Here is a 21188-nt window from a genome sequence, read left to right as displayed (position 1 = left end):
ATAAATTCTCAACCGGTTATTTAAATCATCTCATTCACTTTTATGAAAAGAAACCCTTCAGAGGAAGGGCTTAACTCATTTATTATATCAGTTTTTACTGGGATCACAACTATTCTTAAAAATGTTTCACGATCAAATAAACATCTTCCCCAATTCTATGAGCAATTCCGTCAAGGATTGCCTCAAGGTTTTTAGCGAAAAGCTCCATCTCTTTTTGGTCATTACAAAAAAAGATGGGCGTTCCTCCTGAAGCACGGTTCCGGTTTGTCGTGATAACAGACAAAATCACTTTCGTCAGCGATTCACTCATCCTATCACCTTATCCTGTTTTTTGATAAATTCCGTAGGCATTCTGATCGCGTTTTCCAAAGTCGGAACATTGCTGATAATCTGAACAGCTGTTTCCGGGTGATGAATTTGGGGCAGGACAAAAACGCCCACTCTTCCGTCATTAAGATCCCGTTTCGCGATTGGCGTCAGGGACGGCTCCCCTGAGTCCCGATACACCCCCAGCACATTGGAGACATCAAATAAAATGGCCTGGCGCTGACCCAGGTTGGCAATGGTTGCAGCTGAATTAAAATTTTTAGGCGTTAAAATAAACCCCATGCCATGCTTTAAAATCAGCTCCTGTTTCTCCGGAAGTCCGATGTTCATCATATAAATATTATCTACAAACAGACCCGGCCCTTCGAAGTGAGGCTCTATGTACTCAATATCGACAATATCTTTCAATACACTGCCGGACATAAATTTCATCGCTAACAAAAAACAAACAACAGCGGTGATGACAGCAGCCCAGATTGAGAAAAACACGTACGCCGATGTTGTCAAAAGAGCAGTAAAAATTACGATATAATTTCTGCTTTCAAACGCAATGGCGATTCCTTCAATGTAAGTGCTTCCTCTTGAGACAAGTTCGTACGAATCCATTTGTGTCAGTGTATTCCGCTCCATATTTCTGACATCTCTGAATTGAGTGGCTGCAAGTGTCAAAAACGTGATGGCCGTAAACTCCTCCTGTAATAGCGCAGGCATAATAATTGCCCCTAACCCTGCCGCAATAAGCCCAAGTGCAATATGAATGACTTTTCCGTGAATATAGGTCGGATACTGACGGTAATCTGTTTTCAGCATATACAGCCTTGTGGCGACTCCTGCTACGACCCCCGCAATAATCGGATAGATGTAATCACTCATGACATTTTAGTAGCTCCTTTGTTTGATCTTTTGCCTCTCTGGCCAATTTGACTGGCGAGCTGTTCATATTTTGATATGCCAAACAGCAATATCGTTCCCGCAGAGCACGCGTTAAGCCATTGAAAACCTCCGACAGCCGTATGCCCTGCCAATTGTTGAATGACAAAAGAATACACCAGTTCGCCTTGGCACATTCCTAGAACATATAAGGCAAGCTGCATCTGAAAATCCCTTTCAACAGAAGCAGTCAAAAGCACACATAATACAACAGCGGTCCACTCAGGTTTTATGATGAACCAAACCGGATCATATAATGCAAAAAGATAAACAAACGCATACCCGGAAACAAGCGTCAGGTGCACCATGATATAGCGAAATCGTTTATACATCCCTAAATATCCGGCATAGACGCACCCGCAAACGAGAAACATCATGTACGCCGCATTCAGAGAAAAATATAAAGTAAAGTGATGTATGCTTAAGATGATATTAGTCAAAATAAATACTGAGACGGCAAAGCGCCTTTTCGTCTTTCCAAGAATAAAGGTTGTCAGCACCCACAAAAACCACATTGACCAATAATAATAAAATTGTTCCATATCGCTTCCTCCATACTCCCAGTATGGAGTCTAAACACTTTTTTTAAACAAACCGCTTCACGTAAAGGAGAATGATCATGGGAAAAGACAGACAGGAGAAAAAACTCAAGGCTTCGGGCAGAGTGGAATCAGACCGAGACCAATCGATTCACTATGACGGAGCCACCAGCCTTGAACAAAACGGCAAATTTAAAAAGCGTAAATCATAATACAAAAAGCCCAAAACTCACACCGTTTTGGGCTTTTCTTATACAGCTGTCAACGCACATTGTAATTGGAAGTATGAATGCCTCTCTCTGTAAGCCAGTGATGAGTCTCACCTTTTATGACAAGAGGAGCCTTTTGCAAATCAGAAATCGTACTGGTGCCAAGCACAGTCATAATCATTTTTAATTCCTCTAGGATCAGCTGAATCTCTTCAAGCAGCCCTTCTTCGCCTTTTTCAGTCAGCGCTTTTAAGAAGTGCCCTGCCATTCCAGTACAGGAAGCCCCAAGAGCTATCGCCTTCGCGACATCAAGCGCATTTTGAAGGCCGCCTGACGCAATCGTAGTTTTACCGGGAAACTCAGAGCGGATTTCCGCCAAGCTCGCTGCTGTTGAAATCCCCCATGAGTTGAAAAAAGTGATCTTCCGCTGTCTTCGGAGATTTTCTATTTTCGAGAAATTTGTTCCTCCGTAACCGCCGATATCAACAGCTGCCGCACCAGCTTCATACAGCTTTCTTGCTGATTCTTTGCTCATTCCGAAGCCTACTTCTTTTATTATGACAGGCACTTTGATTTCGCTGCAGATCTGTTCAATACGGGAAAGAGCGCCGCTAAAGCTTCTGTCGCCTTCAGGCATGACAATTTCCTGAATCACATTCAGGTGAATCTGCAGCGCATCCGCCTCAATCATTTCGACAGCTTCCTTCGCCTGACGAGCTGTCGCCTCACTGCCCAAGTTGGCAAAAATCAGCCCATTCGGATTTTCTTTTCGGACGATTTCATACGAATAGCGTTCAGACGGGTCTTTTAACGCCGACATTTGTGAGCCGACAGCGAGAGGAATATCAGCTATACGAGCTGCTCTAGCAAGCGCCTTATTAATTTCATATGTAAGTTGTCCGCCGCCGCCAGTCATTGCATTGATAAAAATCGGCGAACTGCTTGAAAGTTCGCCGATTTTTGTGGAAATATCTACTTGTTCTAATGCAAGATCGGGCAGACTGACATGAACAAACGTAATATCATCAAGACCCGTCTCCCGCTTTTGGCCGGTAGACAGGGCATGATTGATGTGTTCTCTTTTCCGTTCTGCTCGAGTCACGTTTATCACCAATTATTTTAGTTTATTAAGCTTATCTCCGATCAGATCTCCAAGCTGGAAGCCAGTGCTTGTTTCTTCCTTCGCCTGATATTGGCGGTAATCCTCTTGATCGGCTTTAGGAGTTTCTTCAAGCTCACGCATGCTTAATGAAATGCGCTCTTCATTTTCATTCACATCAAGAACCTTCACTTTTACAGTCTGTCCTTCTTCAAGGACTTCATGCGGCGTGCCGATGTGTTTATTAGAAATTTGAGAAATATGAACGAGACCTTCTACGCCAGGAAGAATTTCAACAAACGCACCGAAGCTCACGAGACGCTGAACCTTTCCTTCAAGCACATCACCCGGTTTGACTTTCTCGCCAATTTGGCTCCAAGGCCCAGGCAGCGTTTCTTTAATAGATAAAGAAATACGCTCATTATCCCGGTCAACCGATAATACTTTCACTTTCACTTCCTGTCCCTCTTCCACAACATCAGACGGCTTTTCAACGTGGGAGTGGGAAAGCTGTGAAATGTGCACAAGCCCGTCGATACCGCCGATATCAACAAACGCACCAAAGTCAGTCAGGCGCTGCACTTTACCATCGAGCACACTTCCGACTTCTAGAGACTGAAGAAGGTCTTGTTTTTTATTCGCCTGCTCACTTTCAACAACCGCACGGTGTGAAAGGATGACGCGGTTTTTATCACGGTCAAGCTCTACTACGAGCAGAGACAGTGTTTTTCCTTTATAGTCGGTAAAATCTTCTACAAAATGCGCTTCTACAAGTGATGCCGGAATAAAGCCTCGAACGCCGATATCAACCACTAGACCGCCTTTTACGACATCTTTCACTTCAGCTTCAAACACTTCTTTTGTTTCAAATTTTTTCTCAAGGTCTTCCCAAGCGCGGTCTGCATCAACAGCACGTTTAGATAAAATCAAAGCATCGTCTTCCACTTTTGTTACTTTCAGGTCAAGCTCGTCGTCTACTTTTACGACATCCGATGCTTTCTCTACATGAAGACTTGATAATTCACTGATTGGAATAATACCGGACTGTTTGACATTGATAATTTCAACATCCACATGCTTGTCCTCTACCTTTGTCACAATCCCTTTTACTACATCTCCAACCTCTGGTACTTGAACATCAATTTGATTCATTTCCTCTGTCATTTGAATAACCTCCTTGGTCCAAACCTACACAGCTTAATTAAAAACGGTTTGAAAGCTGAACACGTATCATGCATGTCCGCTTTTAGCCGAATATGTATTAAAGAATCATCCAAAAAAGATTTTGAATGATCAATAAAAAGTTTTATTAGTATTAACTTCTAATAAAAGGACAGGTTTGTCAAGCAATAACATTCTTTCTTTGTTGAAAAATTCAAAAAAAGTGGCCTCCGCCGGTATCAGCGGGACTTTTGCTCCACTACATCAAGGATTTTTTCAGCAACTTCCTGAATGGAGAGAGAAGTCGTGTCGATTTCAAGCGCGTCATCTGCTTTTCGAAGCGGAGAAACTTCGCGCTCTGAATCGAGCTTATCTCTTCTTGCAATTTCCTCAATTAATGTTTCGTAGTTGGCATCGTAGCCTTTTTTTACGTTTTCTTCATAACGGCGTTTCGCTCTCTCTTCAACAGATGCCAAAAGAAAGATCTTCACTTCGGCGTTTGGAAGCACATGAGTTCCGATATCACGTCCGTCCATGACAACACCGCCTTTTTCCCCGAGCTGCTGCTGGCGTTTCACCATTTCTTCCCTGACGCTTCTGTGCTTGGCAGCAATTGAGACTTGATTGCTGACCTCGTCTTTTCTGATGTCCTCAGTCACATCTGTGCCGTTGACAAGCACCTTTTGTCCTTCTTTTGTTGTAATCAGCTCAATATCGGTTTGCTTTAACAGCTCAGCTAATTTTGCTTCATCTGTCAAATCAACTTTTTCTTGTAAAGCCACATATGTAATGGCCCGATACATCGCTCCTGTATCAATATATATGTACGATTTTTTCTCAGCCACAATTTTGGCAACGGTGCTTTTCCCCGCAGCAGCCGGGCCGTCGATCGCAATCGATAATTTCTTTTCCATAATTCCTCTCCTTGCTCTTTTCTCCTCTATGGATTGTATCATGAACTTTATGAAAAAGGGTGAAAAATTCATGAATAATTAATGATTGAAGGTTTCCACCCAATCATTAACTTCCATTTTATCCACCCCTTCATATTGAATCACTTTTGAGACATAAGGTTCAATATGCTGATAGTGAAAAAGAAACTGGATACCAAGTAAAATCACTGCCTGAATGAACAATAATTTGAGCAGCAGCCGTTCAAAGGTCTTCATCAGCCCACCTCCATCACAAATAGTATGGAAGTGTTTGCCGATGTTTATTCCAATCGTCCCTTTCTTCTCTTGTTTAACTGGCGGCGTATGCAATACTGAAGAAGGAGCTGCTGATCACTGGCTGAAATCTCCGAATACTCCAAGGTCATTTTACGTTTGCCTGATTTTGAATCATTATAAACACGCCTGACAACCGCGTCAGCCTCTATTTGATTCGTTTTCTCCCCATCCTGAAGGCTGATGAACAGGCGCATCGTATCCCCGTGCTGAAAAGAATAGCCATCTGTCACAATCAAAGCAATACCGCCGGCGCTGATATTGTACGAGAGTGTATGAAACCCGTCTTTTTCATCTGCCGGCTCGACCAGCACATCCAATACCGCGTCAGTTCTTACATATTGGCGGCGCTGAATTCGCTTCATTTTTTCACGGGGAGGCATTTCAAGGCAGATCATTTGAAGCTTGTCCTTCACTTTTCCCTTAATGCGGCTTGAGAAGCGGTAAGGCACTTCGTCTTTACCGACAAACTCTACCGTTACTTCAATATTTTGATGTAAAATCACGGTTCTTCCTGTGTTTACATCAACCGGATATGCGATCAGGAGCTCTCCGTTTTCTATACTCACGGCTTTGCTCTTTGCTATTTTTAAATCATTTTCTTCTATGTATTCTAAGTGTACAGTTTCCCCAATCTCTATCATTGACTTCACTCTTTCGCATTCAATATACTCACTTTTTATTAAAGCATGTAATGAAAAAAAGGAAAAGACTTTTAGTCCTTTCCTCCTGGTTTTTATAGGTCTTTATATATAGGTTCAGCATTTTTTAGTTTTTCAACTTTCTCTTCCGTTCCGTCATTAGCATTTATATACATTCTGAATGTATCATTTTCAATCGTACCCAGCATTTCATAGCATAATACTTCCTGTCCTAATTCATTTGTGATCACAGCAAGCCTTGTTTCTCTCACTTCTACACTTTTGTTTAATTTTGCTTTCGCATCTTGTTCAGAGATAGCCGGCTTTGGTATGTCTCTTTTTCTGTGGGATGTTAAGAAATCTCGCGCTGAAAAGCCGACAACCTCGCCGTCATCCAAGGCAACTTTCATACGGATGGCTTCTGGATACATCCGGACATTATTTTCTATTGGAACATATGAGAATACACCGATTTTATCGTATTGCGCACTTTCATCGATTTCCAGATCTTTTGTTTCATATCCGTTTTTCTTTAGAAAAGCAAGGGCTCGATTCGATCCATCATTCAAGCTGATTTTCTGATCTTTCACTTCTCTGTTTTGGATTAAATAAACCGGGTGTCCGCCTTTTTTTGTAATATCCATATATATCGCTGCTTTATGATCAGGATCTTTCATACTGATACTGTAGACGTCACGGTTTGTTTTTTTTCCGCTCTTTATCACTTTGATTGCATAATTGTCATCAGGTGCAAAGCGTTGGGCAATTTGTTTGGCTTCCTGTGCAGAAATTTCTTTTCCCTTCAGATGGGCAAAACCCTTCTCTTCTTTTTTGGTGCTGGTGAAACTTGGCCCAAGATCTGTTCCTGAGGCAAAGGATCCGACATTTTTTTCAACCGTTTTAAAGCTATTGATGATCGTGTTATCACTCTGTTTTTCATCAGAGGCCAGCGCCATCTCTACATCCATCCAGCGCAAGTTCTTGCTCATAACAAGGTGCTGAACGTGGCGCAGTTCATTTTGTATATCTTCTGATTGCTGATAAAGCTTATTTAACGAAGTATACTCTTTTTCATCGAGCGGTTTTTGATCCAAATCTCTGATTGACGTTTTATAGCTGAAATCACCGATCTTAGATAACAGCTCTTCCGTTTTGTTAAACGGCATTAATGTAAGCGGCAGCTGACTGACACTGTTATGGGCTTCTGATGTAATTCTCCAAACATCTATCAATGCGGGGGACAGTGATTTTTTGCTGTTCATGGCAAGCGTTGCACCAATTTTATCATGCAGCTGGTCTACCTGATAGGTCAGCTCATGAAACGCCCGCTGATAGTTATTTTCAGCATGAAGAAGGACAGCGTCTTTTTCCTGGTGCTCTTTGTATCCCCAGTAACTAGTACCGACAATTGCAATACCGAGCACTGCGATTAAAATAGCTCTGATCATTTATCACACCTCATTTTTATGCTTTCTTATGTCCTGCTACTCACAGAAAATGTGTTTACCGATTCTCTTAATCTGCGGGCGCCCCCAAATCCACGCGCTGGTAGCTGTATCCGGATTAAAGTAATATAGCGCTTCCTCGGAAGGGTCCCAGCCATTAATGGCGTCTAATACTGCTTCTTTTGCTGTTTCGTTCGGCTGCATATAAATTTGTCCGTCAGCCACCGCTGTAAAGGCAAGCGGTTCAAAAATAACACCTGCTATTGAATTTGGAAATAACGGACTGTTTAAACGGTTCAAGATAACTGCTGCAATAGCAACCTGTCCCTCGTACGGCTCCCCACGCGCTTCCCCGTAAACCGCTTGAGAAAGCAGCCGAATATCATTATTGGAAAAACCGCCCGGCATGTTAGCTGCAACCGCATCCTGTTTTTTGGTTTTTGCAGGCGTGTTATTGTTTTGCTGTTTATTCGCTTGCGGCTGCTGTGTTATTTTTTCAGCAGGCTGTTTCTGCCGCGTCTCTGCTTGCTGCCTTGCTTTTTGAGTCGCTGTTTTTGACGGTTTTGTTTGGTATTTCAGCGGTATTTTTCCGTAATGCGTGAATTTATTTCCTTTTTGAAGCTGCTCCATGACATATTCACGGTAATATTTAGACTTACATATCAAGGTCTTTTTGGTTTGGGCTCCGACCAGACCGTCTACCTCTTTTAAGCCGAATTGATCCTGAAAGTTCCGTACTGCCCAGTATGTCCCCCATCCATAAACCCCGTCAATTTTCCCATTATAATATCCGTTATATTGAAGACGCGCCTGCAGCTCGATCACATCGTCCCCTGTTGCCCCTCTTTGAATGACTTGATTAGAAAAGGCTGAAATGGTTTCAGTATTAATAAACGTCGTAATGATAAAGGAAAATAAGATGAGACATGCCATAATCGATCCTTTGGACTTCATTTTTTCAAGCCTCCTACAGCAAATTTTTGAGTGTAATCGTATTTTCTGTAACAAGGTTATTTTTATACACTCTTTCCTTCTTATCCCTCACAGCTTAAAAATTTCAGCAAATCAAAAAGCCGCACTATCGCTGTGCGGCTCTTCTATATCTGCATCATATTGACGGAACGGGCTTTTTTTGCTTTTCGCAAACCAAACCACCATAAAAATAACATAAATGGAAGCATGTAATAGATCCAATTACTGAGGGCTGTCAGGATAAAGTCATACGACCCATGTAAAAGTGAAGGTACGGCCAACGAAAGGAAAAGCCATTTTGCACGTGCTTTTTCAGCGGAAAAACGCGCTTTCCCTAGATAAAACCCCATAATCACGCCAATTAAGGCATGGCATGAAACGGGCAGCAGCGCTCTGACAAACGCATGCTCCACGCCATGTCCGATTAAATAAAGAATATTTTCGAGTGTCGCAAAACCGAGCGATACACTTGCGCCGTATACAATTCCGTCATAATGTTCATCAAAGTGGGCGTGCGGGTAAACACTGATCATTAAAATAAACCATTTTAATGATTCCTCCAAAAAGCCAGAAGACAAAAAAGAAACAAAAAAGCTTCCGCCTCCCACATTCTCTTTTTCAAGCACATACTGGATAAACATGGTGGGAAATACAAGAACAACCCCAAGAAAAAATGACCGAAGCACCATATGTACAGGTTCATTATCATACTGATCTTTTAAATAAAAATAACTTAACAGCGCGATGCCGGGAGCAATTCCTGCAGAGATGATTGCAAACATCAGGCAACCTCTTTCCTTTATATTCCTATGTCTATCCTATCATGTTGTGTATGAATTTACATCTGTCTGCCCTTAAAAAAACAAAAAGAGCATATGAATCCTTCATATGCTCTCCTCTTTTCACTTATCTTCTCTTTTTGCGATTTCATTTGCGATGTGGCCGCCGTGAAATCTTCCGTTTTCAATAAATATTTCATTTGCATTGTTTCCGGCAGCGATGACCCCTGCAATAAAAACGCCCTCCACATTGGTTTCCATCGTTTCTTCATTAAAAAACGGACGTCCTGATTCCTCATCGATTTTCACACCGATTTTTTTCAAAAATTGATGATCAGGATGATAACCCGTCATGGCAAATACAAAGTCGTTTTTAATGGTAATCAGTTCCTGCTGGCCGGAGCGGAAAACGACTTCATCTTCAGTGATTTTTTCTACACAAGCGCCAAATTCCATTCGGATTGTACCGTTTCTTACTAAAGATTCGAATTCTGGCAGAATCCATGGCTTAATGCTTGTAGAATATTCATTGCCCCTATATAAAACGGTGACACGCGCTCCTGATTTGACGAGTTCAAGCGCAGCATCTACACTTGAATTTTTTCCGCCGATAACGACGACGTCTTTATCGAAATACGGATGTCCTTCCTTAAAATAATGGAATACCTTCGGCAAATCCTCACCAGGTACGTTCATATAGTTTGGATGATCATAATAGCCTGTGGCAATAATGCAGTATGGTGTTGAATACGTCTCTTTTGACGTTTCGATAACAAATGAATTGTTTTCTGCTTTTGTCACTTTTTGCACCATTTCAAATGCATTCACACGGATCTTTTTCCGCTTCACGACTTCTCTGTAGTACGACAAAGCCTGAATTCTGACAGGCTTTCTGTTTTCGGTAATAAATGCCACGTCACCGATTTCAAGCTTTTCACTTGAGCTGAAAAAGGTTTGATGCGTCGGATAATTGTAAATACTGTTAACGACATTGCCTTTTTCAATGACGAGGGCATCAATGCCAATTTGTTTTAGGTGAATGGCCGCAGATAACCCGCAAGGACCTCCGCCAATAATTATTGCTTTTTCTTCAATCATTTCCGTCAACTCCTGCGATTGGCATTCGATTCACATTTTTCTATTTCCAAATAAAAAAATCTCCTATTTTATCATAGGAGATTTTTATTTTTTATGCAAATCATCAACTTATATCCAGCCTCTAAAGCGCGAAGCCTCCGCCATTTTACGCACGCCTACCATATATGCGGCAAGTCTCATGTCGATTCTTCGGTTGTTGGCCATTTCATAAATATTGTTGAATGATTTTACCATCATTTTTTCTAATTTCTCTTCTACTTCTTCCTCGCCCCAGTAGAAGCCCTGATTATTCTGAACCCATTCAAAATAAGAAACCGTTACGCCTCCCGCGCTTGCCAGTACATCCGGAACAAGCAGAATGTCACGGTCTGAAAGAATTTTTGTTCCTTCAAGCGTAGTTGGCCCGTTTGCTGCTTCAACGACGATTTTCGCCTGAATGTTATGGGCATTTTCTTCTGTAATTTGGTTTTCAATCGCGGCAGGAACTAAAATATCACAATCCAGTTCCAGCAGCTCTTGGTTCGTAATGGTATCGTTGAAAAGCTTTGTCACTGTGCCAAAACTGTCGCGGCGGTCGAGTAAATAATCAATATCCAGGCCTTCAGGGTCATACAGTCCGCCGTATGCATCGGATATGCCGACAACCTTTGCCCCTGCATCATGCATAAATTTTGCCAAATAGCTTCCGGCATTTCCGAAGCCTTGAACGACAACTCGTGCACCTTTAATATCGATGCCTTTTTTCTTCGCCGCTTCTTTTATGCAGATGGTTACACCTTTTGCTGTCGCTGATTCTCTCCCGTGAGATCCGCCAAGCACAAGCGGTTTGCCTGTAATGAACCCAGGTGAATTAAATTCATCAATTCTTGAATACTCATCCATCATCCAAGCCATGATTTGTGAGTTTGTAAATACATCCGGTGCCGGCACGTCTTTCGTCGGACCGACAATTTGGCTGATAGCTCTGACATAACCCCTGCTAAGACGCTCCAGCTCTCTAAACGACATATCCCTTGGATCACAAACAATTCCGCCTTTACCACCGCCATATGGAAGATCAATGATACCGCATTTTAAACTCATCCAAATGGAAAGTGCCTTCACCTCTTTTTCAGTTACGTTCGGGTGAAAACGTATCCCGCCTTTTGTCGGACCGACAGAGTCATTGTGTTGGGCACGATAACCCGTAAAAATCTTGACTGAACCGTCGTCCATACGAACTGGTATTTTTACCGTTAATAATCTCATCGGCTCTTTTAACAGTTCGTATACTTCTTCAGGATATCCCAATTTTTCCAGAGCCTTATGTATTACGGTTTGGGTTGATTTTAATACATCAAGTTTGTCCTCTTCTGTATGACCGGTGTTTCGATCGGCTGCCATTTGAGTTAACCTCCTAGAATCTTCTGTTTCTCACATGCTCCCTTTCAGAGAATAGTATACACCTTCATATGATCTATGCATAGGATAAACGTTATGTTTTTCCATGTTTTTTAACAAAAAAAACCGCTGTAAAAAACAGCAGTTTTTCTTCCATTCTTATGAAAAATGAGTTTGGATTGTCTCTACAGCATTTCCGTCCATAATGAGCTTACCATACTCTTGTAAGCGATAAATCGTTAATGTTGTCGGATTGCCGTATTCAGCCAGGACCGCCACAACACCCTCGGCAGTCTGTGATCCCAAGTCTTCAAGGCTCAGGAAGTACTGTCCTTCATAGTGGTAGACAGTTCCTCCTGTGATACCGATCCGCTGTAAGCTTTCAGAAAGCTGAATGATATCTTCAAAGGAATGGAATTGATATATGATGTCCGCGCTTTCGTCAAGCTTGACTTGCATTTCGATGTAATCATCATCATACTCATCTTCTTCTGAATCCGCTTCTTGGTTCTTTGTTACGATCACAACCATCCCTTGTGCTTGGAGAGAATACACTTCCACTGCAATCGGTCCATTCGCTTCAAAGCCGAGCTCTGTATTTGCTTCATTCATCATATCTTTAAATAACTGGTGGACTTTAAATGAGTCCTTCCAGAGGTCTTCTTTTGTTAATCCACGATCAGTTAAATCATCGAGGGTCAAGAAGATTTTGATCTTATTATAATTCAGACGCTCAAGCCGCATAACGTTCCCTCCTGCCTCTACTTGCACACAAATCATATAACACATTATATGAGATGATGAGTCATAGGTTCTTAATTGTTATCAGTTTACACTGAGTTCACTAGTAAGACAAGCACAATGCAGTTTTTTATTGACACACTCTTTAGGGAAGTCATTCAGGTGCTGCAAGTGTCACGATGTGTGCCTCAGGCTCCGCCCCTAAGCGAAGGGGCACTTTTGTTGTGCCGTACCCATTGCTGATGAGGTACGCAGCATTTTTAACAAAACCGGTTGTCCCAAGCTCATAAGGGCCAAATTTCCCGAATCGAATCTGCCCGCCATGGGTATGCCCGCTGAATATCACATCAATACCGTCAGTTTCATTGATTTGTTGATGGATCTCAGGGTTATGGCAAACCAGAACGTTCACCTGGTTCCCGTCAATTTCTTTAATCGCTTCTTCATAATCATCCATCTCCATCCTGATGTCATCCACTCCGGCTATGGTGATGGTATGTCCGTTATACGTAAAAGGAACCGATTCATTTCGCAGCGTAATAATGCGGTGCGTTTTAAATATAGCATACAGTTCCCGCTGACTGATTTCATAATCATTGTTTCCCCAGACAAACATGACAGGGACTCCCAAACCCGCAAGCCTTCTGACGTTTTCCTCAATTCTCGAGCAGGGCACTCCGCCCTCAGCTAAATCACCCCCGATTATAATCAGATCCGGCTGATGGCCCTGCGCTTCCTCTAAAAGACCGTGATCAACCATACGTTTATGAATGTCAGATATAAAAAAGATCGTAAGAGGCGGCTTCCCCTTCATTTTTGATAACGTAAATGTATGGATTTTTAGGTGATTGCCTTTTGCCACTGAATACATTTTTGCCGTCATTGCCGCTGCTGCAATAGCCAATGCACCGGCAATTTTCATTGATCGCTTCATTAAAAACTCTCCATTCTTTTAGAACTTATCAATAAGACGGACAATAAAAAAAAGACGTTTCTATCGTTTGAGAAAACGCCCCATTTTATTTACTTTCAAAATATAGATTAATATCGTATTGGTGCTTCATCAATTGAAAAACAGATTCTCTCGCCTTCCATTTATCAGGCTGCGGCCAAAGATCAGTGCTTTTCTGAATAATTTCACATCTCAGTTTATGGAAATCACCCTCGGCTTTTTCTTCTTTTTTCTTAAAATAATATGAAGTGCAGTATGCAAAAGCAGTTGCCATCATCCAAAATAAATAAAAGGTATGGCTGAGCATTTCTTGAAGAATGAGCTGAGGCGCCGGACTTTTGATCATCATTAAAAGACATAATAAGCCCAGGCAAATGAGTGAGGTCCACCGCCACCTGCGGCATTGCGCAGCATAGTTTTCGTATTTTTGTTTTCGTTTCACCAACGCCTGTAGCATCTGTTTGGTCGGCGCGTCCGTAAATCGGTCCAGCTGGTTCCATAAGGATTCCATACGCTTCACACCTTGTCCCTTTTCATTGCTACAATATATGAGCCTGCGATCAAAAAGATGCCCGCTAATAAGTCAAAGGGATGTCCAAAATTTGCCCGGTATAAACGTCATTTCCGTTCAAATGGTTATAGGCACGGATCTTTTCTTCTCCTGATCTGCTTTTATAATATTTCATGGAAATTCGGTACAGCGTTTCTTTCTTTTGAACGGTGTGCTGAACGATACGTTTTGCCTCCGTATCTTGAACTGGTTCAGACTGCTGCTGTACCTGTTCCTGCTCTTTTTGGACTGTTTTTTCCGGGAAAGGGGAAGCAGCCGCGCTTTTTGCTTCCTGTTTGTTTGCTGTGTTCTCTTTTTCCGCTACAGCAGGCTGCTTCTTATCAGTTGTTGCTTCTGTTTGTTTCTCTGTCTTTTTGCCTTCAGATTTTTTTTTTGACTCTTCGCGCAGAACTGTCTCTGCCGTTTCTTTTTTGGCCTCTGGTTTTTGGACCACCTCGTATTTACTCTGGCTGCTGTTTATAAAAACATCTTCATAATCATCGGGATTTCCCGGATGGCTTTTCATTAGATAAAACAAGGTGACAAAGACGATAACCGGCACAAATACAAACAGTACTGCGAGAGTGGTAAATAACGGCGTTCTTGTTTTGCCTTGCTTTTTTTTCTTCTCTCTTTGATTTTTTACAGATTGTCTTGTCGGAAGGCTTTCTTCATCATCTTCGAAAAGGTCGTCCGCCAATGAGGTTTTATGGTCTTCATAAAGATTCTGGGCTTTTCTTCTCTCTACTCTAGACATGTTCGTCATGTGTATCCCTCCTAACATGTTCAAAACGAATCTGACAGGCAAACACGGCATCAATAATAAAATGCGCCGTTACCGGAACAAATAGATTGCCGGTCCATTCATAAATCAGTCCAAGCAAAAAGCTGATTGCCGTCACCATGATAAATAGCAGCCATTTTGTCAAATACCGAAAATGAAGAACAGCAAATACAAGACTGGCCGCCCATAAACCAATATGGGTCTGCAGCACTCCCCTGAATAACATTTCTTCAGCAAAAGAAATCAGAAGCGTTAAAAATATAATATGAGGGATTGGCCTTTTACTGAATAACTTTTTATTGATTCCGCCGTCATCATATAAATGAGGCGGACACCATTTCATGATTGCCATGTCGGCTAAAATGACAATAACCGCCAAAGAAACACCATACCAAATGATTCTTGTATCTCTAATATGCCAGAGGCTGAAAAAATCACTTATATCCTGAAAAAAGAACAAAACGGCAGCAGCGGACACCATGATGATCAGAAGCTGTGTCATGTATAGCTGCTTCAGTATATCACGGTCAGACAGATGCTGGATCAAATCCTTTTGCTGTTTCAGTTCGGCTCACCTACAGTCTCTAGACTGAATATACGGTGCAATTCCGATCTCCAGCCGTCTAATGGCGCTTTTTGGACGCGCTCCTCTTTTTGTTCATACAGCGAAAGATCAAAACCGCAATGTGAACAGCATGGCATGCTTCCTTTATCGGGCTCGTATGTTTCATCAAAATAGGCTAACAGCGATTGTCTTAAACAGCCATCGCGATGAAGTAAAGCTGCCACGTGACGCATTTTTTCAAGTTTCAGCTCCATGCGATACGTGATTTCCCGCTTGATCAGATCAATTGATGTTTTCCCCTGCATAAAGAGATGGATGATCATGCGCGACTGCGTCTCTGTGATACCATATTGCATGAATAATTCGCGCAGTTTTCTTTCGTCCTGTTCTTCCGTTTCTTCCAGCACGCGAATAACATTGGCGATTTCTCCATCCGCAAGGCTCTCCATTTGGATAATCTGCTCCTGCAATTCGAAATCTCCAGGCGCTCTGAGCAAAATGCTGACACTCGGTTTTCCGTCACGCCCTGCTCTGCCGATTTCCTGCATAAAAGCTTCAGCCGTCTGCGGGAGATAAAAATGGATGACATATTTGATATCAGATTTATCAACACCCATGCCGAACGCATTTGTACAGCAAATGACATCAAGCTGATTATTGATAAATTGCTGCTGAATTAACATTCTGTCACCAGAATCCATGCCGCCATGGTAATAATCAACCCTGCTGCTTGTTTTATTTTTAATTTCCTCCGCTAATTCCTCTGCCCATTTCCTTGTCGGACAATAGACAATTCCCGGTCCTTGCAGGTTTTCAACCAGCTGAACGACCCTATCTATTTTTTCGGCAGTATCCGCGGTATTTTCAACTTTGAGCGCAATATTCGGCCGGTTAACTGAGTTAAGATGCTGTTCGGCATGCTGCAGATCAAGCAAATTCATGACATCATGCAGCGTATCCTTCGTCGCCGTAGCCGTCAGAGCAAGCACCGGCGGATGCCCTAGTTTTTTTCTCAGCTGTCCAAGCTTTGAATAATCAGGCCTGAAATCATGTCCCCATTCCGATATACAATGCGCTTCATCAATAACAAAAAGACTGATCGGAACGCTCTTTAATTTTTCCAGGACATATGACGACTGCAAAGCTTCGGGCGACAGATACAAAAATTTGTAGCGGTGGATATGCTCCAAAACGAAATGTCTTTCCTGCCTGCCGAGCATGCTATTCAATGCGGCAGCTCGTTTTTCTCCCCGCGCTTTCAGCTGCTGCACCTGGTCCTCCATTAAAGAAAGCAAAGGAGAAACGATTAATATCATACCGTCAAGCATATAACCGGGCAACTGGTAGCAAAGAGACTTTCCTCCCCCTGTGGGAAGCATTGCAATGGTATCCTTTCCGCTGAGTACGCTTCTGATGATGTCCTCCTGCCCTTTTTTAAAGGAATGAAAACCAAAAAACTGATATAACGCTTGCTGTAATTTAGTCATACTGTTTCACCTGCTTTGCCAATGCCAGCCTGATTTGAAAGTAGCTGAACCGCTGCTCTAGGCCTTCTCGAATTTGTTTGATCTTGTTTGTCCGCATGCGTTTGGCGAACTCAGCAATTTGGAGCTGATCTTCAGCCGAAATATATCCATCAATCACAAAAGCCGGCTCATGAAGAGAAATTTCGACGATATGGTCTTCAATTGTGGCGGTTTTCAGCTTTCTGATTTCAGCAATTCGCTGAATCGGAATCCCTTGTCTGACCATCTGCCATGTTTTTCTCGTAGACTCAGTCAGTGCGTTCTCCAAATGCACATCAGAAAGAAAATCCTTTAATATAGAATCTTCACATTGCGGCAAGGAATGAATAAAATAATGTACCGCAGCCCAAAACAAGACATAAACGTACCACTCGTCTTCTTTCAGATTGTCAGCAAGCTGCCTGCTCGTATAACCGATCCTATTATATGAAGTTAATGAGTAGACAAAGATAAGAGCTGCTTTCTCGTCAAGCTTTTGCAAATGATTCTCCAGCATATCCTGCAAGCCTCTTGCCAGTTTTTCATGGTCCTTTTGCTTGTGCATGTATCGCTTGACCCAGTGAAGCGTCTTATAATCTTTTGTGACGGGAATATACTGTCTGCTGCTGTGCTGCTTATTTGATAATACCTGTACGAGAAGGGAAAGTCTTTTCCAGAGCACGCTTGCGGCCTGCTGAAAATAAGCACCGTGGCAATGGGCTGGCCAAGGCCGTTCACTCAGCGCCTGCCTCAACATGCTTTCGCCTCTAATAGTCACTCTGTATGTATCTGTTTCTGACATCGGTTCCAGAAATGACTGCTGTTCAAGCTTGCGGAGTGAGGCTGAAATGTCGCTTCTTGAACATTGCGGAGCCATTCCAAAATATCTTGCAGTCTGAAATAAGCCGGCATCTTGAATGGTTTGTGACGATCTTTTTCCTTTGAATAAGTGAAAAACGGCACTTCCTGTCCGTTCCCCGTTTATTTTAGAAAGGCAATCGAGAACCATGATATCAAAGTAATTTAATGACAACCTATCCACCCACATTCTTCCTGACAAAATTCGCTGGTTTGTTCTTTTTATTTTAACAGATTTTAAACAGAAATCGACGTTTAAAGTCATCATTAGGGGGGATGTTATGTAGATAACCCCTTATGTGATAAGCATTCTCAATCATTTTTCTGTTGAAATGTGGCATCAACATCATTACAATAAGTAAGAGGAATAGGTGTTAAATTGATTAAATATAAAGATTGATCCATTTGTTCCACCAAGAACAATCTGGGAGGTTTTATTCATGGCAAAGTACACAATCGTAGACAAAGATACATGCATTGCATGCGGCGCTTGCGGAGCGGCTGCACCAGACATTTACGATTACGATGATGAAGGCATCGCGTTCGTAACGCTTGACGAAAACAAAGGCGTTGTCGAAGTTCCTGAAGTACTGGAAGAAGATATGATTGACGCATTTGAAGGATGCCCTACTGATTCCATCAAAGTGGCGGATGAGCCGTTTGAGGGCGACCCGCTTAAATTTGAATAGAAGTAATCGAAAAAGCTCCCCTGCGGGAGCTTTTTTTATTTAATGAATATGCGCGCTTCTTTGCTGTTCAATCCACGGTTTAAGCTTGATAAAGATAAGTGTGAACACAATCGTAATGACAATGCCTTTTATGACGTTAAATGGCAGGATACCAGCGACTACCGCTGTTTTCAGCGCACTGTCGGATAATGCCGGGGAGTGTAAAAACCATGTGTAGGCCGGAAGAATCAGAACATAATTCAGAATGCTCATCAGCACCGTCATTGCTGCAGTTCCAAGCAGAAGACTTACTGCCAGGCCTTTTGCTGAGTTCAGCTTTTTAAATAAGAAAGCAGTCGGCAAAATAAAGAGTGTTCCGGCAATGAAATTTGCAATTTGTCCTACAGGCACTCCAGCCATGCTCCCCTGAATGATATATTGAAGAACGTTTTTTATCGCTTCAACGGCAATACCCGCTAAAGGTCCGTATATAAGAATCGCAATAATGGCAGGGACATCACTGAAATCAATTTTTAAATAATCAGGAAGCCCCGGAAACGGAAAATTTAACAGCATCAAAACAAATGCGATGCTGCTCAGCATGCTGATCACGACTAATTTTTTTACTTTCAATTTGCTCTCTCCTTTTCGATCACATCTTACTCGAAAAGCGGAAAGGTTCTTTTTCCAGCCAATAAAAAAACCGCTCTATGATATAAAAGCGGGGTTTCAAAAATTTGGCTTGGTAAAGAAACGTTTGAAAACCTTTCTTTCAAAACGCTGCTGAACCTCCATCTTCTCCCATCCAGACTATACTGTCGGCTTCGGAATCGCACCGAATCCTGCTGTCAAAAACAGCTCGCGGGCTTAGAGCCATTGCTCATCACCGCCGGTAGGGAATTTCACCCTGCCCCGAAGATTGATCATATGAATTTGGTTCCATTATAAACGATAAACGGTTGGTTGTATAGATAATTGCTTCAAATTAAATATAACGCCAAAAGTCTCTAAAACTGGTCAATTCCTCGCTTTCCTTTTATCCTTTACTGCGTCAATACACATTGACACTCTATTGAGAATATGTTAAATTATCAGATATTTAGTTTGTCAATTTAGGAGGAAATCTTACGATGTTTCGAGTATTGGTCTCAGACAAAATGAGCAACGACGGCTTACAACCACTTATTGAATCAGACTTTATTGAAATCGTCCAAAAAAACGTAGCAGATGCAGAGGATGAATTACATACCTTTGATGCTCTATTGGTGCGAAGCGCGACAAAAGTAACAGAAGACCTTTTTCAAAAAATGACTTCTTTAAAAATCGTCGGAAGAGCCGGTGTCGGTGTTGATAATATCGACATTGACGAAGCGACGAAACATGGGGTAATTGTTATTAATGCGCCAAACGGAAACACAATTTCCACAGCTGAGCACACATTCGCGATGATCTCATCTTTAATGAGACACATCCCTCAGGCCAATATCTCTGTAAAATCCAGAGAATGGAACCGCACAGCATATGTCGGTTCGGAACTTTACGGCAAAACACTTGGAATTGTAGGATTAGGCAGAATCGGAAGCGAAATTGCACAGCGTGCGAGAGCCTTCGGTATGACCGTGCACGTTTTTGATCCTTTCTTAACAGAAGAAAGAGCGAAAAAAATCGGTGTTAACAGCCGTACGTTCGAAGAAGTCTTGGAAAGCGCAGATATCATCACTGTGCATACACCGTTAACAAAAGAAACAAAAGGCTTATTAAACAAAGAAACGATTGCAAAAACGAAAAAAGGTGTTCGCTTAATTAACTGTGCACGAGGCGGCATTATCGATGAGGCAGCTCTTCTTGAAGCTTTAGAAAGCGGCCATGTTGCCGGTGCGGCTCTTGACGTTTTTGAAGTTGAACCGCCAGTTGATAATAAACTCGTTGACCACCCGTTAGTGATTGCCACTCCTCACCTAGGGGCATCGACAAAAGAAGCGCAGCTGAATGTTGCAGCGCAAGTATCAGAAGAAGTTCTGCAGTTCGCAAAAGGTCTTCCTGTTATGTCAGCCATTAACCTGCCTGCCATGACAAAAGATGAATTCGCTAAGATTAAGCCGTACCACCAAATCGCAGGAAAAATCGGCAGCCTCGTATCACAATGCATGAAAGAGCCGGTACAGGATGTCGCGATTCAATATGAAGGCACAATTGCTAAACTTGAAACATCGTTTATTACAAAAAGCCTTCTGTCAGGCTTCTTAAAACCACGCGTTGACTCAACAGTTAACGAAGTAAATGCGGGCGGTGTCGCAAAAGAACGCGGCATTAGCTTTAGTGAAAAGATTTCCACTTCTGAATCTGGATACGATAATTGCATTAGCGTAAAAGTGACAGGAGACCGCAGCACCTTTACCGTTACAGCTACCTATATCCCTCATTTCGGAGAACGCATTGTCGAAATCAACGGGTTTAATATCGACTTTTATCCAACAGGCCATCTGGTTTACATCCAGCATCAGGATACGACGGGGGTCATCGGCCGAGTGGGACGTATTATCGGAGATAACGATATTAACATTGCAACCATGCAGGTTGGTCGTAAAGAAAAAGGCGGAGAAGCCATCATGATGCTTTCTTTTGACAGACATTTAGAAGATAAAATTGTGAAAGAACTAACAGATGTTCCTGATATCGTGTCTGTGAAGCTTATTGATCTTCCATAATGAAAAAAACTCAAGCTCTGCAGCTTGAGTTTTTTTCTGCTTTTTAACGGT

Annotated in this window: 24 protein-coding genes and 1 riboswitch; of the genes, 3 read left to right on the top strand and 21 right to left on the bottom strand. The window is 42.2% G+C overall.

The window, feature by feature from the left end; all coding sequences use genetic code 11:
- Positions 1-115: 115 nt before the first annotated feature.
- From LNN34_RS03810 to LNN34_RS03800, 3 genes are read right to left on the bottom strand one after another with little or no spacing between them, the layout of a single operon-like run.
- A complete protein-coding gene (locus LNN34_RS03810) occupies positions 116-310 on the bottom strand; it encodes a capping complex subunit for YIEGIA (RefSeq protein ID WP_024121875.1) in 195 nt (64 codons plus the stop codon).
- Positions 307-1200 carry a YIEGIA family protein gene (locus tag LNN34_RS03805; RefSeq protein ID WP_044155014.1) on the bottom strand — a complete coding sequence of 298 codons (894 nt, stop codon included), beginning with the start codon at positions 1198-1200 and terminating at the stop codon, positions 307-309. Before LNN34_RS03805 ends, LNN34_RS03810 begins: the two co-directional genes overlap by 4 nt.
- Positions 1197-1799: a hypothetical protein gene (locus LNN34_RS03800; protein WP_229042757.1), complete on the bottom strand. Its 603-nt coding sequence runs from the start codon at positions 1797-1799 to the stop codon at positions 1197-1199. The genes LNN34_RS03805 and LNN34_RS03800 overlap by 4 nt, the downstream gene beginning before the upstream one ends.
- 77 nt (positions 1800-1876) lie before the next feature.
- On the opposite strand from LNN34_RS03800, the gene LNN34_RS03795 reads away from it, so the two are divergent.
- Entirely contained in the window at positions 1877-2008 is a 132-nt protein-coding gene (locus LNN34_RS03795; RefSeq protein WP_010334754.1) for a YpzI family protein, read from the top strand.
- A 49-nt stretch (positions 2009-2057) separates the two neighbouring features.
- On the opposite strand, the gene fni is transcribed toward LNN34_RS03795, so the two are convergent.
- The 17 genes from fni to LNN34_RS03710 form a co-directional block, all read right to left on the bottom strand.
- Positions 2058-3107: a type 2 isopentenyl-diphosphate Delta-isomerase gene (gene fni, locus LNN34_RS03790; RefSeq protein ID WP_059293687.1), complete on the bottom strand. Its 1050-nt coding sequence runs from the start codon at positions 3105-3107 to the stop codon at positions 2058-2060.
- A gap of 12 nt (positions 3108-3119) precedes the next feature.
- Entirely contained in the window at positions 3120-4268 is a 1149-nt protein-coding gene (rpsA, locus tag LNN34_RS03785; RefSeq protein ID WP_229042755.1) for a 30S ribosomal protein S1, read from the bottom strand.
- A gap of 236 nt (positions 4269-4504) precedes the next feature.
- Entirely contained in the window at positions 4505-5179 is a 675-nt protein-coding gene (gene cmk, locus LNN34_RS03780) for a (d)CMP kinase (protein WP_044155003.1), read from the bottom strand.
- 78 nt (positions 5180-5257) lie between these two features.
- Complete coding sequence (locus tag LNN34_RS03775; RefSeq protein WP_044154999.1) at positions 5258-5434, bottom strand: YpfB family protein; 177 nt, start codon at positions 5432-5434, stop codon at positions 5258-5260.
- Positions 5435-5478: 44 nt separating this feature from the next.
- Positions 5479-6135, bottom strand: coding sequence for a flagellar brake protein (locus tag LNN34_RS03770; protein ID WP_229042754.1), 657 nt, complete (start codon positions 6133-6135; stop codon positions 5479-5481).
- Between the two features lie 92 nt (positions 6136-6227).
- On the bottom strand, positions 6228-7580 hold the full coding sequence (gene ypeB / locus LNN34_RS03765; RefSeq protein WP_024121883.1) for a germination protein YpeB: 1353 nt from the start codon (positions 7578-7580) through the stop codon (positions 6228-6230).
- Positions 7581-7616: 36 nt separating this feature from the next.
- Complete coding sequence (gene sleB / locus LNN34_RS03760; RefSeq protein WP_044154987.1) at positions 7617-8531, bottom strand: spore cortex-lytic enzyme; 915 nt, start codon at positions 8529-8531, stop codon at positions 7617-7619.
- A gap of 143 nt (positions 8532-8674) precedes the next feature.
- Positions 8675-9331: a glutamic-type intramembrane protease PrsW gene (prsW, locus tag LNN34_RS03755; RefSeq protein WP_044154984.1), complete on the bottom strand. Its 657-nt coding sequence runs from the start codon at positions 9329-9331 to the stop codon at positions 8675-8677.
- Between the two features lie 120 nt (positions 9332-9451).
- Entirely contained in the window at positions 9452-10426 is a 975-nt protein-coding gene (locus LNN34_RS03750; protein ID WP_044154980.1) for a YpdA family putative bacillithiol disulfide reductase, read from the bottom strand.
- 108 nt (positions 10427-10534) lie between these two features.
- Positions 10535-11809, bottom strand: a complete 1275-nt coding sequence (gene gudB / locus LNN34_RS03745; protein WP_044154979.1) for an NAD-specific glutamate dehydrogenase — start codon at positions 11807-11809, stop codon at positions 10535-10537.
- Between the two features lie 156 nt (positions 11810-11965).
- Positions 11966-12550 carry a genetic competence negative regulator gene (locus tag LNN34_RS03740; RefSeq protein ID WP_010334765.1) on the bottom strand — a complete coding sequence of 195 codons (585 nt, stop codon included), beginning with the start codon at positions 12548-12550 and terminating at the stop codon, positions 11966-11968.
- 151 nt (positions 12551-12701) lie between these two features.
- Positions 12702-13481: a metallophosphoesterase gene (locus tag LNN34_RS03735; protein WP_044154977.1), complete on the bottom strand. Its 780-nt coding sequence runs from the start codon at positions 13479-13481 to the stop codon at positions 12702-12704.
- Between the two features lie 85 nt (positions 13482-13566).
- Positions 13567-14010: a YpbF family protein gene (locus LNN34_RS03730; RefSeq protein ID WP_024121889.1), complete on the bottom strand. Its 444-nt coding sequence runs from the start codon at positions 14008-14010 to the stop codon at positions 13567-13569.
- A gap of 64 nt (positions 14011-14074) precedes the next feature.
- Positions 14075-14815 (bottom strand): LysM peptidoglycan-binding domain-containing protein, encoded by a 741-nt coding sequence (locus tag LNN34_RS03725; RefSeq protein WP_095713196.1) that lies wholly within the window; start codon positions 14813-14815, stop codon positions 14075-14077.
- A complete protein-coding gene (locus LNN34_RS03720) occupies positions 14799-15380 on the bottom strand; it encodes a CPBP family intramembrane glutamic endopeptidase (RefSeq protein ID WP_283912421.1) in 582 nt (193 codons plus the stop codon). Before LNN34_RS03720 ends, LNN34_RS03725 begins: the two co-directional genes overlap by 17 nt.
- 14 nt (positions 15381-15394) lie before the next feature.
- Complete coding sequence (locus LNN34_RS03715) at positions 15395-16885, bottom strand: RecQ family ATP-dependent DNA helicase (protein WP_095713197.1); 1491 nt, start codon at positions 16883-16885, stop codon at positions 15395-15397.
- Positions 16878-17936 carry a helix-turn-helix domain-containing protein gene (locus tag LNN34_RS03710; protein ID WP_213418747.1) on the bottom strand — a complete coding sequence of 353 codons (1059 nt, stop codon included), beginning with the start codon at positions 17934-17936 and terminating at the stop codon, positions 16878-16880. Before LNN34_RS03710 ends, LNN34_RS03715 begins: the two co-directional genes overlap by 8 nt.
- A 265-nt stretch (positions 17937-18201) precedes the next feature.
- Between LNN34_RS03710 and LNN34_RS03705 the strand changes: the two genes are divergently transcribed.
- Positions 18202-18450 (top strand): ferredoxin, encoded by a 249-nt coding sequence (locus tag LNN34_RS03705; protein WP_003225461.1) that lies wholly within the window; start codon positions 18202-18204, stop codon positions 18448-18450.
- 39 nt (positions 18451-18489) lie between these two features.
- On the opposite strand, the gene fmnP is transcribed toward LNN34_RS03705, so the two are convergent.
- Positions 18490-19062, bottom strand: a complete 573-nt coding sequence (gene fmnP / locus LNN34_RS03700; RefSeq protein WP_024121894.1) for a riboflavin transporter FmnP — start codon at positions 19060-19062, stop codon at positions 18490-18492.
- Between the two features lie 156 nt (positions 19063-19218).
- Positions 19219-19353: riboswitch (FMN riboswitch) on the bottom strand.
- 206 nt (positions 19354-19559) lie between these two features.
- Here fmnP and serA point away from each other — a divergent pair.
- Positions 19560-21137 carry a phosphoglycerate dehydrogenase gene (serA, locus tag LNN34_RS03695; protein ID WP_101860353.1) on the top strand — a complete coding sequence of 526 codons (1578 nt, stop codon included), beginning with the start codon at positions 19560-19562 and terminating at the stop codon, positions 21135-21137.
- The last annotated feature ends 51 nt before the right edge of the window (positions 21138-21188 follow it).

The sequence above is a fragment of the Bacillus sp. AF23 genome, from assembly GCF_020861455.1.
Taxonomy (GTDB): domain Bacteria; phylum Bacillota; class Bacilli; order Bacillales; family Bacillaceae; genus Bacillus; species Bacillus halotolerans.
The sequence above is the reverse complement of the archived record's forward strand: the minus strand, read 5'-3'. Positions and strand labels throughout refer to the sequence as shown.